This window comes from Streptomyces sp. NPDC048171, from assembly GCF_043202655.1.
Taxonomy (GTDB): Bacteria; Actinomycetota; Actinomycetes; order Streptomycetales; family Streptomycetaceae; genus Streptomyces.
The window spans coordinates 367,325-382,006 of sequence record NZ_JBIDAU010000007.1 but is presented as its reverse complement, the minus strand read 5'-3'; the positions used below and the strand labels follow the sequence as shown (position 1 = coordinate 382,006).

At 71.9% G+C, this 14,682-nt stretch carries 11 protein-coding genes; 4 read left to right on the top strand and 7 right to left on the bottom strand.

The window, feature by feature from the left end; genetic code table 11:
- Window positions 1–113 precede the first annotated feature (113 nt).
- Window positions 114–896, top strand: coding sequence for an IclR family transcriptional regulator (locus ACGF3J_RS21850; protein WP_161328955.1), 783 nt, complete (start codon window positions 114–116; stop codon window positions 894–896).
- A 103-nt stretch (window positions 897–999) separates the two neighbouring features.
- On the opposite strand, the gene ACGF3J_RS21845 is transcribed toward ACGF3J_RS21850, so the two are convergent.
- Window positions 1,000–2,175 (bottom strand): GntR family transcriptional regulator, encoded by a 1,176-nt coding sequence (locus ACGF3J_RS21845; RefSeq protein WP_161328956.1) that lies wholly within the window; start codon window positions 2,173–2,175, stop codon window positions 1,000–1,002.
- 409 nt (window positions 2,176–2,584) lie between these two features.
- On the opposite strand from ACGF3J_RS21845, the gene ACGF3J_RS21840 reads away from it, so the two are divergent.
- Window positions 2,585–4,474, top strand: a complete 1,890-nt coding sequence (locus ACGF3J_RS21840; RefSeq protein ID WP_161328957.1) for a right-handed parallel beta-helix repeat-containing protein — start codon at window positions 2,585–2,587, stop codon at window positions 4,472–4,474.
- 114 nt (window positions 4,475–4,588) lie between these two features.
- Here the strand turns inward: ACGF3J_RS21840 and ACGF3J_RS21835 are convergent, their stop codons facing one another.
- Both ACGF3J_RS21835 and ACGF3J_RS21830 read right to left on the bottom strand, forming a co-directional pair.
- Entirely contained in the window at window positions 4,589–5,008 is a 420-nt protein-coding gene (locus tag ACGF3J_RS21835; RefSeq protein WP_161328958.1) for an SRPBCC family protein, read from the bottom strand.
- A 28-nt stretch (window positions 5,009–5,036) separates the two neighbouring features.
- Window positions 5,037–6,047 carry an aldo/keto reductase gene (locus tag ACGF3J_RS21830; protein WP_161328959.1) on the bottom strand — a complete coding sequence of 337 codons (1,011 nt, stop codon included), beginning with the start codon at window positions 6,045–6,047 and terminating at the stop codon, window positions 5,037–5,039.
- Window positions 6,048–6,186: 139 nt separating this feature from the next.
- Here ACGF3J_RS21830 and ACGF3J_RS21825 point away from each other — a divergent pair, with 139 nt between their 5' ends.
- Window positions 6,187–7,125 (top strand): LysR substrate-binding domain-containing protein, encoded by a 939-nt coding sequence (locus ACGF3J_RS21825; RefSeq protein WP_161328960.1) that lies wholly within the window; start codon window positions 6,187–6,189, stop codon window positions 7,123–7,125.
- Between the two features lie 168 nt (window positions 7,126–7,293).
- Here the strand turns inward: ACGF3J_RS21825 and ACGF3J_RS21820 are convergent, their stop codons facing one another.
- Entirely contained in the window at window positions 7,294–8,808 is a 1,515-nt protein-coding gene (locus ACGF3J_RS21820; RefSeq protein WP_161328961.1) for a monooxygenase, read from the bottom strand.
- Between the two features lie 65 nt (window positions 8,809–8,873).
- Here ACGF3J_RS21820 and ACGF3J_RS21815 point away from each other — a divergent pair, with 65 nt between their 5' ends.
- Window positions 8,874–9,539, top strand: coding sequence for a TetR/AcrR family transcriptional regulator C-terminal domain-containing protein (locus tag ACGF3J_RS21815; RefSeq protein WP_202558132.1), 666 nt, complete (start codon window positions 8,874–8,876; stop codon window positions 9,537–9,539).
- A gap of 123 nt (window positions 9,540–9,662) precedes the next feature.
- On the opposite strand, the gene meaB is transcribed toward ACGF3J_RS21815, so the two are convergent.
- Genes meaB through ACGF3J_RS21800 form a run of 3 tightly spaced genes read right to left on the bottom strand, consistent with a single transcriptional unit; the run spans window position 9,663 to window position 14,680 of the window.
- Window positions 9,663–10,676, bottom strand: a complete 1,014-nt coding sequence (gene meaB / locus ACGF3J_RS21810; protein ID WP_202558133.1) for a methylmalonyl Co-A mutase-associated GTPase MeaB — start codon at window positions 10,674–10,676, stop codon at window positions 9,663–9,665.
- A 12-nt stretch (window positions 10,677–10,688) separates the two neighbouring features.
- Window positions 10,689–12,869 (bottom strand): methylmalonyl-CoA mutase, encoded by a 2,181-nt coding sequence (scpA, locus tag ACGF3J_RS21805; RefSeq protein WP_393854504.1) that lies wholly within the window; start codon window positions 12,867–12,869, stop codon window positions 10,689–10,691.
- Window positions 12,869–14,680 carry a methylmalonyl-CoA mutase family protein gene (locus tag ACGF3J_RS21800; RefSeq protein WP_393854503.1) on the bottom strand — a complete coding sequence of 604 codons (1,812 nt, stop codon included), beginning with the start codon at window positions 14,678–14,680 and terminating at the stop codon, window positions 12,869–12,871. The genes scpA and ACGF3J_RS21800 overlap by 1 nt, the downstream gene beginning before the upstream one ends.
- Between the last annotated feature and the right edge of the window lie 2 nt (window positions 14,681–14,682).

The window sequence follows — 14,682 nt, the reverse complement described above, 5'->3', positions numbered from 1 at the left end:
TGCCGGCCGGCACCGCCGCTCCAGGGCTTGCGGGCTCAGTATCGGTGTACGGCACCACTAGTTGTCAATGGATTGCTTTACTGTCAACTGGCTGACAACTAGGGTGTGGCGCCATGAGTACTCGGGACGGATCGGTATGGGCCAGTGCCGCACCGGCACCGGCCGTGCTGCGGGCGGGCGCGATCCTCGACGCGCTGGCGGACGCCCGTGGCCGGGCGCTGACGCCCGCCCAACTGGCCACCGCGGCGGGCGGCATACCGCGCGCCTCCGTGGTCAACATCTGCGCGGCGCTGCACGAACGGGAACTGGTCAGGGCCGTGGACGGCGGCTTCGCCCTCGGGCCGGGCCTGCTCCGCCTGGCCCAGTCCTACCTCGACGCCTTCGACCCCGTCCGCAGCTTCCGGGAGCAGGTGAGCCGCCTGGGCGACCGGGAGGAGACCCTCCAACTGGCCACCCTGGACGGCACGGACGTCGTCTACCTGGCGGTGCACGAGGGCACCGTCCTGATGCGCCTGACCAGCCGTGCGGGGGCCAGGCTCCCGGTCACCTGCACGGCGCTGGGCAAGGCCATGCTGGCCGGCCTGGACGACACCAGAGTGCGTGAACTGCTCGCGGACCGGGAGCCGTTCGAGGCACGCACCCCCTGGTCGGTCACGACGCTCGACGCGCTGCTCGCGGACGTCCGCGGCGTCCGCTCGGCCGGTCACGCCGTCGACGACCAGGAGGCCGCCGAGGGCATCGTGTGCGTAGCGGCGGCCGTCCCCGGACCGCCACCGGGCGGCCGCCCCTTCGCCGTCAGCTCCTCCCTGCTCAAGTCCCAGGCCACGGCCGAGCGGGTGGCGGCGCTCGCCGCACTCATCAAGGACGTCGTGCGCAGGATGGGCGCGGTGGCCTGAGCGCCGACGGCGTCTCCACTGTGCGCCCCCGTTGACCGTCGGGTGCGGACAACGGGCAGGTAGGCGGTGGGGTCGGTGCCGAACAGTACGGTCGGCGCTCGCCTCACCGCTCGGGCGCTGCGGCGGGCCCGGCGGTGTCGGGGAGGTAGCGGGCGGCCTCGCCCGCGGCATGGTCGGCGAACATGGGTCCGGCGACATCGGGGTCACCGGAGCGCAGGACGTCCAGGAGTTCCGCGTGGTGCTCGGCCATCGCGCCCCAACTGCCCGCGTAGCGCGGGTCGCCCAGGACGTGCAGGTCCCACAGACTGGACTCGATCATGCGCCACAGGCGGATCAGCGCCGCGTTGCGGGCAGCTTCGCAGACATGCCGGTGAAATGACATGTCTGCGTCGCGGAAGGCGCCGATGTCGTCCTCGGCCGCGGCCCGGCGCAGCCGGTTCACGTCCTCGGTGAGCAGCCGCGTGTGCTCGGCGTCCAGGCCGCCGGCCGCCCGGCGGGCCGCGTACTCCTCGAACATCACCCGGATGTCACGGACGTCCTGGGCCTGCCGTTCGGAGACCCGCGCGACATACGTGCCGCGATGCGGCTGGGAGATGACAAGGCCCTCGTAGGCGAGGCGTTTGATCGCCTCGCGGGGCGGGGCCTGACTGGTACCGAAATCACGCGCGATCTCGGACTCGACCAGGCGCTGTCCGGGCGCCAGACGGCCGCCGACGATCCAGTCCCGCAGCAGCGTGTACACGTGGTCGGAGAGCAACTGCCGCGGCAGGCGGGGAGGACTCGGCACGGGAGCGGCCACGGTCCGGGCCGCCTCCCCGCCCGCCTCCCGCTGCGGCCCTCCCGGCCGCACGTCCGGCGGATCGGGGAGCACGGCCTGCTGCTCCCGCCAGATCCGGGCGATCGTGGACTGCGACAGGCCCAGGGTGTCGGAGAGCGAGCGCGTCGAGGGCACCGGGGCACCGGCGCGGGCCTGTTCCAGCACCGCCGCGACCCGGGCCTCCGCCTCCTGCCGGCCGGTGCTGCGGGGCCGCCCGGAGCGGGGCGCGTCGTGCAGACCGGCGACGCCGCGCCGCAGATAGCGCTCGCGCCACTTGGCCACCGTGGCGGGCGCGACCCCGAGCTGCTGGGCGACCTCCGTGTTGGTCAGTTGGTCGGCGCAGGCCAGGACGATCCGGCCGCGCATCCGGAGCCCGGCCTGCTGCCGCCGGGCGAGGTCCGCGAGGGCCTCCCGGTCCTCCGCACTGAGCTGGGGAAAGGCCGGCAGGTCGGGATCGGTCATGACACCGTTCTTCCTGGGCTGCATGGACTTATGGCTCACGGGCCGTGAGCCGGCCGCCTCTCAGGTCATCAATTTCAGGTTCGGCCCTGCGTATTGACGACCCCACGGCGCGAACATATTAACTATCGTTGCTCGATCAGTGACCCACTAATCGCGTACGACATGCCGTGCCGGCCCTCTGCCGGAACGGGCACCGCAGGGGCGGACCCCGCCCCCCATGCCGCTCCGGACGCCGGGTCCGTCGGCGGCCGGCTCGCCCCCGCCGGAGGGTGCGAAGCCCCGCGCCCGACACACGACCCGCGCGGCCCGCCGTCCGTGACGGCACGGAACGCACCGTCCGGCCCATGCGGCCGGACCACGACACCACACGCACCCACACGCACTCCACCTCCACGCGCAAGGAGAACCCGTGCCAACCACCCAGGTACGACCCGTACGACGAAGGACCAGAAGACTGCCCCTCCTGCTCGCGGCCGGGGCCCTGCTGGTCGGCGGCGCCACCCTGAGCACTCCCGACGCGAGCGCCCAGTCGGCGGGCTGCAAGGCCACCGAGCTGTTCGTCTCCCCGGACGGGAAGGACAAGGCCAAGGGCACGAAGAGCAAGCCCTTCAAGACCATCGAGAAGGCCCGCGACCACATCCGCGACAAGGGACTCAACCGGCCCGGCAGGATGCGGTGCGACATCCACGTCAACCTGCGTGCCGGCGACTACCCGCTGGACCGGACCGTCGAACTCGACGACCGCGACTCGGGCGCCGGCGGCCACCAGGTGGTCTACCGCTCCTACGACGGCCCCGGCAAGGCACGCGTGACGGGCGCCGAGCCGGTGACCGGCTGGGAGGAGTACAAGGACGGCATCTACCGTGCCGACGTCGGCACGGACAACCCCTTCTACACCCTCTTCGAGGACGGCACCCGCGCCACCACCGCCCGCTACCCCAACCGCAAGTCCGAGGACGAGTGGGCCCCGTACCTCACGTCCACCCTGCCGGAGCCGGAGAAGGAGGCCGTCCACCAGTGGCTGTACTCCAACCCGGGTGACTGGGACGCCTCGTGGGACCTCAGCAACGCCCAGGCGGTGGTCTGGTCGGGCGGCAGCTGGAGCTGGTTCACCGACACGGTGCCGATCCGTGACTGGAACCCCGCCAAGAACCAGATGACGCTCAAGTACTGGACCCGGTACGCCCTCAACAACTCCGGCGGCGGCTCGCGGTACTTCCTCCAGAGCTCCCTCGACTTCCTGGACCAGGCGGGCGAGTACTACCTGGACTTCAAGAAGGGTCAGCTCTACTACAAGCCCCGCGGCGACATCGACGACGTCACCGTGCTGCGCCCCACGGTCAAGACCCTGTTCGACCTGGCCGGCACCGCACCGGACCGGCGGGCGCAGGACATCACCCTGGACGGACTCGCCCTGCAGTACACCGACTTCGTCGACTGGTACCGCAACGGATGGATCAGCGACGGCGACTCCGGCGAGGTGCACAAGTACCCGGAGTACGACCGGCAGATCGAGATGCCGCGCAACCGCTTCGGAGCCGTCTCCGTCACCAACAGCAAGGACATCACCCTGTCCCGGCTGAAGATCTCCGACACGGGCTACCACGCCGTCTACGCACTCGCCGCCAACGACCACCTGACGGTCCGCGACAGCCTGCTGGAGAACATCGGCGCCGACGGCATCAAGGTCGAGGGCCCCTACCCGGGCGAGGGGAACACCTCCAACGGCCACCTGCTCACCGACAACTACATCACCCACTACGGCGAACTGAACCCCGGTGACGCCTCCGGCATCGAGCTGATGAACACCGGGCACAACACGGTCAGCCACAGCCACGTCAAGCACAGCGCCCGTTACGGCATCAGCCTCGAGGTGCGCCCGGAAGTCGCCCTCAAGGACAACTACGCCCGCGGCAACACCTTCGAGTACCTGCGCATCGACGAAGCCGGTCTGGACAGCGGCGACATGGGCGCCTTCTACACCTACGGCGTCAACAACGTCGAGCCGTACCCGATGGACAACCACGTCCGCCAGATGGTCATCGGCGACGTGATCCCGGACGAGTCGATGCCGGACAGCGGCACCCGCGGCATCCACATGGACGCCGGCGGCTGCGGCTTCACCTTCGAGGACATCGAGGTCGGCAAGACCACCGACCAGTCGTACCAGAGCTACCAGTGCAACGAGGTCGAGAACGCCAACTGGGAGGACGGGTACGACGCCTCCAAGATGGAGTACGACAAGATCGGCGTCACCGCCGACTTCCCCTACCCGCTGCCCGACGGGGACACCCAGTGAGCGATCTCTGACCGGTCGTCGCGTCCGACGAGGCCCCGGGCAGCGTACCGCGCGCCGCTGCCCGGGGCACGGGTGGGAGCGGACCGAGCCCGTTGTCCGGACGGAACGTCCCGTTCACCCTGACAGGGTGTTGTGCAGGGCGGCGAGCCCGTCGGCGTAGATGCCGTGGAACAGCGCGACGGCTTCGTCGGCGCTGACGCCGGCGGGGGTGAACGTCCCGGACCATTCGACGCGCGACGTGTCCGACCGGCCGGGGACCTCGCGCACGCGCAGCGTGGAGAGGTAGTCGGTCACCGGGAACGGCGCCTCGAGGATGGCGTAGCTGTACGAGCGTGCCGCGTCGTCGAAGGCCACGAGCCGCTCGACGATCACGCCGCCCTCCTCATTGCGCAGCCGGCGGACGCGGCCGCCCTCGGCGGCGACGCTCTCGGAGATGTATGGCAGCCAGTCGGGCAGCGCGTCGAAGCCGCCGATGAGCTGCCACACCCGATCGGGGGGTACGGCCACGTCGAGGGTAGCGGTGGTGGAGGCCACGGAAATGCTCCTGTCCTGGGTGGGAGTGTCAGGCGGTGGGCAGGGGTGCCAGGGGGGAGACCAGCCCGGCCTCGCGGAGGTCGGCCCAGAACGCCGCGGGGACGGTCTCGTCGAGGGCCGCGACGTCCTCGGCGATACGGCTGGGCCGGGTCGCGCCCGGGATCACGGCGGCGGCCGCCGGGTGGGCCAGGGAGAACTGCAGGGCGGCAGCCTTGATGCTGACGCCGTGCCGCTCGGCGAGCTCCCTGATGTGCGCCACCTTCTCGATGATGTGCGCGGGCGCGTCCTGGTACTCGAAGTGGGTGCCGCCCGCGAGGATGCCGGAGCTGTAGGGGCCGCCGACGACGAGGCTGACTTCCTGGCCGGCCGCCGTGGGAAGCAGGCGCTGCAGGGCCCGGTCGTGGTCCAGCAGGGTGTAGCGCCCGGCGAGCAGGAAGGCGTCCGGCTTCGGCTCGTCCAGTTCGAGAGTGAGCTCGATGGGTTCGACGCGGTTGACGCCGAGCCCCCACGCCTTGATCACGCCCTCGTTGCGCAGCTGCTGAAGGACGCGGAAGGCACCGGTACGAGCACTCTCGTAGACGGCGAGCCACTCGTCACCGTGGAAGTCCTGGGCCACGTCATGGACCCAGACGATGTCGAGCCGGTCGGTGCGCAGACGCCGCAGGCTGTCCTCGATGGACCGCTTGGTGGCGTCGGCCGTCCAGTCGTGCACGAGCTTGTTGGGACGGCCGTGCTCGAACAGGCCGCCCTTCTCGCCGAGTTCACGGGCGGCGGGGTTCTCGACCTCGTCGAGGATGACGCGGCCCACCTTGGTGCTGAGCACGTAGCTGTCGCGGGGGCGCCCGGCGAGCGCGTCGCCGAGGCGTATCTCCGCCAGGCCCGCGCCGTAGAAGGGGGCGGTGTCGTAGTAGCGGATGCCGTGGTCCCACGCGGCGTCGACGGTCGCGGCGGCCTCCTCGTCGGAGACGTCGCGGAACATGCTGCCCAGCGGGGCCGTGCCCAGTCCGAGGCGGCCCGGGAGCAGAGATGTGATGGTCATGAAGCGTCCTCGCGGAGGGGGGAAGGAGCGGACTCATGGCCTTCGGCCGGTCCGCCGTTCGTTCGCCTTCGACGTTAGGATCGGAACTTCAGACTGTCCAAGACTCTCTTGGATATACTTGAGTCCTTGGAGGTCTAACATGCTTGACCTGCGACAACTGCGCTACTTCGTCGCCGTGGCCGAGATCGAACACGTCGGACGCGCCGCCGAGCAACTCCATATCTCCCAGTCACCCCTCAGCCGGCAGATCGCGCAGCTGGAGAAGAACCTCGGCCTGACCCTGTTCGAGCGGAGCCAGCAGCGCATCCGGCTCACCCGCGACGGCGCGACCTTCCTCGGCGAGGCCCAGGCGCTGCTGCGCCACGCCGACCGGCTGGAGAACCTCGGCCGCCGGCTGGGCAGGGGCGAGGAGGGCGGCCTCTGCATCGGCTACGTGGCCGACGCCATGCACACCGGGGTGCTCCCGGGCGCGCTGCGCCGGCTCCAGGAGGAGAGCCCCGGCATCCATGTCGCGCTGTACAGCATGGCCGCGGCCGAGCAGTTCGAGGGACTGCGTCAGCGCAGCCTGGACATCGCTCTGGTGCGGGAGCCACCGGACCGCGAGGACCCCCTGCTGAGGGCCGCGACGCTGCTGGAGGACCCGCTGCTGCTGGCCCTTCCGGCGGGTCACCCGCTGGCCGCGAGCGAGACGATCTCGGCGAAGGATCTGGACGGGCAGCCGTGGATCGCGGTCGAGGAGCCGGGTGACCCGGCGTGGCGGGACGCGTTCGTCGCCTCGTGCGTGGCCTCGGGCTTCACTCCCGACATCCGGCTGGACGCCGCGGATCCCCTGACGGCACTCGGCCTGGTGGCCTCCGGCCTCGGTCTCGCGCTGGTGCAGAAGAGCATGGTGCGCGGCGCCACCGAGGGCGTGGCCGTGCGCGCCCTGCCCTGGTACGAGGCGTGCGTCCAACTGTGGGCGGTCTGGCACCACGTCGATCTGCGGCCGGTCGTCGCCTCGTTCCGTGAGACCGTGCTGTCGCACGAACGGGAGACGGACGCGGTGGTGCCGGCCGGAGGCCTCGCCCCCGGGGCGTGAGATCAGCAGGGGAGCTCGCTTCCGCGGACGAGCTGGGTCGCCAAGGGCGCGTCTCCTGACTCATGCCGGGAGGCTGCTGACCAAGGGTCTCGAAGCAAGGCCGTGGCCTCCACCCCGCCTCCTTGCCCCGACGGCGAGGCCGGGCCGTTGAGGGGTGATCCGCTCCCTTCAGGAAGACCTGCCCGCCCAGCCCGCCAGCGCCTGAGCGCGCTCGGTGCCGCGCGCGCCGGCGTCGGTGGCGCGGGTGGTCCACGCGATGTGACCGTCGGGGCGTACGAGAACCTCGTTCACCCCGTCGAGGTCCGCGTGCTCGTCGTGCCGGGTGACGGTGACGGCCGTGACCCGTGAGCCCCAGCCCGCATCGACGGCCTCCCCGAGGGCCGGGTCACCGGTCAGGGACAGGAGAACGAAGCGGCCCGGGGGGAGCAGTTCGTAGACCCGCGTCGCCCGCGAACCGGTGGCGGTCAGCCCGAGGTCGGGCATGCGCCGCCCCGCCAGCGGATCGGCGTCCGGGGCCGACGGTGGATATCCGGTGTCGAGCGCGGAGACCTGGGCGGCGAGCAGGCGGTTGACCTCCGCCAAGCCCAGCAGCCGATCGAGGAGCTTGCGCAGGGCCGCGGCCGGGCGCCGGTACTGCTCGACGAGTGCCAGCTCCGCCAGCAGAGTCTGGACCTCGGTGTTCTCGGTGACCGACTGGCCGACCGGCCGGCGCTCCGCGTCGTAGCTGTCGAGCAGCCCAGGTGGCGCCCAGCCGTTGACTACGGCCGCGAGCTTCCAGCCGAGGTTCATGGCGTCCTGGAGACCGGTGTTGAGGCCCTGGCCCGCCGCGGGGAAGTGGATGTGGGCGGCGTCCCCCGCCAGCAGGATGCGTCCCGAACGGTACCGCTCCGCGAGCCGGGTGGCGTTGCCGAAGCGCGACAGCCAGCGGGGCTCGGCGACGCCGCAGTCGGATCCGGTGATCCGGGTGAGCGACGCACGGAACTCCTGCAGCGTCACGGGCTCGCCGGCCGGCACCCGCATCCGCTCCGGATCCAGGTAGACGAGCCGGGTGAGCCCGCCCTCCAGGGGCGCGACGAGCACGCCTCGGGCCCGTGCGACGTCGAGGACGCCGGGCCGTGGGTCGATGACCGCGACGTCCCCGAGTACCCCGGTCAGCGTCTCGTCGGTGCCGGGGAAGCCGATCCCCGCGGCCTGCCGTACGACACTCCTGCCACCGTCGCACCCGACCACGTACCCGGCGCGCACGGTCTCGGTGCCGCCCCCCGGGCCGCGCACTTCCAGCACGACCCCGTCGCCGTTCTGGCTCACGCCGAGGGCCTCGTATCCGCGGCTGATCGCCACACCCAGCTCGTGCGCCCGCTCCTCCAGGAGCGCCTCGGTGCGCGCCTGGGCCAGGAAGAGGGTGTAGGTGTGCCGGGAGTCGAGAGCGCGGAAGTCCAGCCGGGTCCGCAGCCCGGCGAAGTGCCAGCCCGGCACGGTCCGGCCGAGCGGGAGGAACCGGTCGAGCAGCCCCCGCTGGTCCAGCAGTTCCACACTGCGCGGGTGCAGGCTCAGCGCCCGCGAATCGCGCTGCCGTTCGGTGCGGCGCTCCACGATCCGGGTCCGTACGCCCGCCAGTGCCAGCTCGCAGGCGAGCATCAGCCCGGTCGGGCCCGCGCCCACGACGATCACATCAGTGCTCATCGGAGATGTCCTCCCCTATTTAGTGAACGTTGTTCACGTGAACGGCGTTCACTATAGTGAGGTGTATGAGCTCCCCGTCAAGCCCGACCAGGGGCCGGCCCGCCCGGCTCGACCAGGCCCGCACCGTCCACACCGCCCTCGACCTGCTGAACGAGTCCGGTCTCGACGCGCTGACCATGCGGCGGCTCGCCGATGCGATGGGCGTCCGGGCCGGTGCGCTGTACCGCTACTTCGCGACCAAACAGGACCTGCTCACCGCGATGGCCGAGCGCATGATCGACGGGGTCGCCGACGCCGCCGGGCCGGTGGGGGACGGCGACTGGAACGAGAGAGCGGCGCGCCTCGCCCGCGCGCTGCGCACGGCCCTGCTCGCCCATCGCGACGGCGCACGCGTCTTCGCCGGTACGCACTCGACCGGCCCCAACACCCTGGGCTTCGCCGACGGCTTCGTCGGCGAGCTGCGCGAGGCGGGCTTCGGTGACGTCGAGGCGGCGCGGGCGCTCTACGCGGTCACGAACTTCACCGTCGGACACACCCTGGAGGAACAGGCCGCCCTCCGGCCCGGGGACGGCGGGCCCACCGATGCGGGCGTCCTGCGCGAGGCGGTGGTGACGGAGACGTATCCGCACCTCGCTGCCACCCTGCCGGTGCTCACTGGCACGGACTTCACGGCACACTTCGAGTTCGGCCTGCGGCTTCTCCTGGACGGACTGCGTGCCGTCCGGCGGTGAGGCCGGCGGCGGTGACCGCGCGGGACGTCTCCGGAAAGGGACGACTCGGCGTCCGGACTGCCGCTTCGGCAGCAGGCCGACGATGGCCGGGCGTCGGCGGGGAGCCGCCGATGCCCGGGACGGTCACTGAGAAGCGGCGGGTGGTTCAGGGGCGGCTGTGTCGTTCGTGAACGCGTCCAGGATGTGTTCCGCCGCCAGTGTCGCCGTCAGTCCGCCCTCCCTCACCTGCTGTTCGAGCTGCGGAGCCAGCGACCGGACGGCCGGGTCGGCGTGCAGTCGGCCCAGCAGTTCGTCGCGGACCATGCTCCAGACCCAGTCGACCTGCTGGGTGCGGCGCTTGGCGGCGAGGCGCCCGGTGGAGTCCAGCAGGGTGCGGTGCTGCTCCAGGCGCTCCCAGACGGTGTCGAGAGCGGTCGACTCGCGTGCGCTGCAACTGAGCACCGGCGGCGTCCAGAAGGCGTCCTTGCCGTGCATGAGCCGCAGGGCGCCCGCCAGTTCACGTGCCGCGGTGCGGGCGTCGCGTTCGTGCGGGCCGTCCGCCTTGTTGACGGCGATCACGTCCGCGAGTTCGAGCACGCCCTTCTTGATGCCCTGCAACTGGTCGCCGGTGCGGGCCAGGGTGAGCAGCAGGAAGGAGTCGACCATGTCGGCGACGGCCGTCTCGGACTGGCCCACGCCGACGGTCTCCACCAGCACCACGTCGTAGCCGGCGGCCTCCATCACCACGATCGACTCGCGGGTCGCCTTCGCGACCCCGCCGAGCGTCCCCGCGGTGGGGGAGGGGCGGACGAACGCCGCCGGGTCGACGGCCAGGCGCTCCATCCGGGTCTTGTCGCCGAGGATCGATCCGCCGGTCCGGCTCGAGGACGGGTCGACGGCGAGGACGGCGACCCGGTGGCCGAGCCCGGTCAGCATCGTGCCGAAGGCGTCGATGAACGTCGACTTGCCCACGCCCGGCACGCCGCTGATCCCGATCCGCCGGGCCGTGCCGCTGTGCGGCAGCAGCTCGGTCAGCAATTGCTGTGCGAGCGTACGGTGCTGGGGGCGGGTGGACTCGACGAGGGTGATCGCGCGGGCGACGACCGCGCGCTTGCCGTCCAGGACGCCCTTGACGTACGCGTCGAGTTCGAGGGCCATCACGTCACCGGCTCACAGCTCGCCGTGCCCGAGACCGGCCGCCAGCCGTCCCACCAGGTCACGGGCCGCGTCCGGGATCACCGTGCCGGGCGGGAACACGGCCGCCGCGCCCATCTCCAGCAGGGTCGGCACGTCCTGCGGCGGGATCACCCCGCCGACGACGACCATGATGTCCTCCCGCCCCTCCTCGGCGAGCGCCTCGCGCAGCGCCGGGACGAGGGTGAGGTGACCGGCGGCCAGGGACGACACCCCGACGATGTGGACGTCCGCCTCGACCGCCTGGCGGGCCACCTCGGCCGGGGTCTGGAACAGCGGGCCGACGTCCACGTCGAAGCCGAGGTCGGCGAAGGCGGTGGCGATGACCTTCTGGCCGCGGTCGTGGCCGTCCTGGCCCATCTTGGCGACCAGGATGCGCGGCCGACGGCCCTCGGCGTCGGCGAAGGCGTCCACCACGGCCCGGGTGCGTTCCACGGCCGGCGACTCGCCCGTCTCGTTGCGGTACACACCGGAGATCGTACGGATCTGGCCCGCGTGCCGCCCGTACACCTTCTCCAGGGCGTCGCTGATCTCTCCCACGGTCGCCTTCGCACGAGCCGCGCGCACCGCCAGCTCCAGCAGGTTGCCCTCGCCGCCGGCCGCCCGCGTGAGCGCGTCCAGCGCGTCCCGGCACGCGATCTCGTCCCGCTCCTCGCGCAGCCGCCGCAGCTTGGCGATCTGCCGGTCGCGCACCGAGGAGTTGTCGACCTTGAGCACCTCGATCTGCTCGTCCGAGTCCACCCGGTACTTGTTCACGCCGATCACCGGCTGCCGCCCGGAGTCGATCCGCGCCTGGGTGCGGGCGGCGGCCTCCTCCACCCGCAGCTTGGGGATGCCCGCGTCGATGGCCTGCGCCATGCCGCCCGCCCGCTCGACCTCCTGGATGTGCTGCCAGGCGCGGCGCGCCAGGTCGTACGTCAGCTTCTCCACGTAGGCGCTGCCGCCCCACGGGTCGATCACGCGGGTCGTGCCGGACTCCTGCTGGAGCAGCAGCTGGGTGTTGCGGGCGATGCGCGCGGAGAAGTCGGTGGGCAGCGCGAGCGCCTCGTCGAGGGCGTTGGTGTGCAGCGACTGGGTGTGGCCCTGGGTGGCGGCCATCGCCTCCACGCAGGTGCGGGTGACGTTGTTGAACACGTCCTGGGCGGTCAGCGACCAGCCGGAGGTCTGCGAATGCGTACGCAGGGACAGCGACTTGGCGTTCTGCGGGTCGAACTGCTTGACCAGCTTGGCCCACAGCAGCCGGGCCGCCCGCAACTTGGCGATCTCCATGAAGAAGTTCATGCCGATCGCCCAGAAGAACGACAGCCGGGGCGCGAAGGCGTCGACGTCCAGGCCCGCCTCACGCCCGGCCCGGATGTACTCCACCCCGTCCGCGAGGGTGTACGCCAGCTCCAGGTCGGCCGTCGCGCCCGCCTCCTGGATGTGGTAGCCGGAGATGGAGATCGAGTTGTAGCGGGGCATCCGCTGGGACGTGTACGCGAAGATGTCGGAGATGATCCGCATCGACGGCTTCGGCGGATAGATGTAGGTGTTGCGGACCATGAACTCCTTGAGGATGTCGTTCTGGATGGTCCCGGCCAGCTTCTCGGGCGGCACGCCCTGTTCCTCCGCCGCCACGATGTACAGCGCGAGCACCGGCAGCACGGCGCCGTTCATCGTCATCGACACCGTCATGCGGTCCAGCGGGATGCCGTCGAACAGCTGCCGCATGTCGTAGATCGAGTCGATCGCCACGCCCGCCATGCCGACGTCGCCGGTCACCCGAGGGTGGTCACTGTCGTAGCCGCGGTGGGTGGGCAGGTCGAAGGCGACCGACAGGCCCTTCTGCCCTGCCGCCAGGTTGCGGCGGTAGAACGCGTTGGACTCCTCGGCCGTGGAGAAACCCGCGTACTGACGGATCGTCCACGGCTGGTTGACGTACATCGTCGGATACGGGCCGCGCAGGTACGGGGCGACGCCCGGGAAGGTGTCCAGGAAGTCCAGACCCTCCAGGTCCTGCCCGGTGTACAGCGGCTTGACCGTGATCTGCTCCGGCGTCTCCCAGAGGAGGTCGTCGCCGTCGGCGGCCTTCTTCACGGCCGCACGCCACTCGTCGAAGCCGTCGGCGTCGGCGGTCGGAGTCCCCAGCCCGATCGCGGAGAAGTCGGGGATGGACATCAGGACACTCCCATGCGGTCGAGGGTGGCGGACAGCAAGGCGACGGCGTCGCAGCCCGCGAAGACGTAGGTGTCCACGCCCGGGTACGGCCCCGGACGGCCCGCGAGGAACACGTGCTCGGCGCCCGCCTCGCGCAACGCGGCGGCGGTGGACTCGGCCTGCTCCCCGTACAGCGCGTCGCTGGAGCACAGGCACACCTCCCGCGCCCCGCTCTCACCGAAGTCCCCTTCGGTGACGGTTTCGATGCCGCCGGCCTGGAAGAGGTTGGCGGCGAAGGTGAGCCGGGCGGTGTGGGCGGCGGCCGGGCCGAGTGCGGTCAGGTGGACACGGGGCCGGGCGCCGGTCGCGGCCAGGTGGGCGTCCGAGCGGGCGCGCAGCGCCTCGAACGCCTCGTCCCGCCGCACCCGGGGCAGGCCCCCGGACGGAGGTTCGGGCGCGGGCTCGCGCACGACGGGTTTCTCGGCCAGGTGCGGGAACTCGCTGACCCCGGTGACCGGCTCCCGCCGCTTCGCCAGCTTCGCGCTGCGCACGGCCCAGGTGTCCGCCAGCCGTTCGCCGACCGTCCCGGAGCGCAGGGCGGCCGCCTGCCCGCCCGCCCGCTCGATGTCCTGGAAGAACGTCCAGGCGGCGTGGGCCAGTTCGTCGGTCAGCCGTTCCACGTACCAGGAACCGCCCGCCGGGTCGATCACCCGGGTCAGGTGCGACTCCTCGATCAGGACGGTGGAGGTGTTGCGGGCGATCCGGCGCGCGAACGCGTCCGGCAGACCGAGCGCGTGGTCGAAGGGCAGGACGGTCACGGCGTCGGCGCCGCCCGTCCCGGCGGCCAGGGCGGCGACCGTGGTGCGCAGCATGTTCACCCACGGGTCGCGGCGCGTCATCATCACCGGCGAGGTCACCGCGTGCTGCAGCTGCGCGCCCTGCCGCGGCGCGCCGCAGACCTCCGCCACCCGCGCCCACAGCCGGCGTGCGGCACGCAGCTTGGCGATGGTCAGGAACTGGTCGGCGGTCGCGGCGTACCGGAACTCCAGCTGGGTCAGCGCCTGGGCCGGGTCCAGTCCGGCCGCGGTCAGGTCGCGCAGGTAGGCCAGGCCCGTCGCCAGGGAACAGCCCAGCTCCTGCGCCGCCGAGCCACCGGCCTCGTGGTAGGGCAGCGCGTCCACGGTCAGGGCCCGCAGGCCGGGGTGGCGTGCGGCGCACAGCCGGGCCAGCTCGGCCACGGGCTCGGTCTCGTACGACGTGCCGGTACGGGCCTCGTGGCCCAGCGGGTCGGCGCCGAGGTTGCCCCGCACGGCGTCCGCCGGGACGCCCCTCTCCTCGTGCAGGCGCAACAGGGCACGGGCGGCCGGCTCGAAGGCGTCGCCCGCCTCCAGGACGACGGGAGCCAGGTCGAGGTAGACGCCGTCGAGGGCGCGGTCGAGCGCGGCGACCGGGATGCCGGCGGACTCGCCGACGACCAGCCACAGGGAGGTGACGCCGTTCTCGAGGTCGGTCATGACCGATGCCCCGTCGGCCATCGTGTGCCGCTGTCGCACGTCCCAGCCGCCGATGCGGGCGGCCTGGGCGCGGCCACCGCGTACGAAGGGCGCGAGGCCCGGCAGACCGGGGTCGGGGGCGGCGTCGCGCGCGGTGTACAGGGGGCGTACCCGCAGGCCGTCCTCGAGCGCGGTGGACAGGGCGTCCTCCGCCTCGTCGTCCGGCACCTCCCTGCCCGACTTGCGCAGCACGCCCGCCACCAGGTGCTGCCACTGCTCATGTGTCGCGTGAGGGAACTCGGCTGCGAGGTCGAGTCCGTCGTCAGGCAGGAGCGTCATGC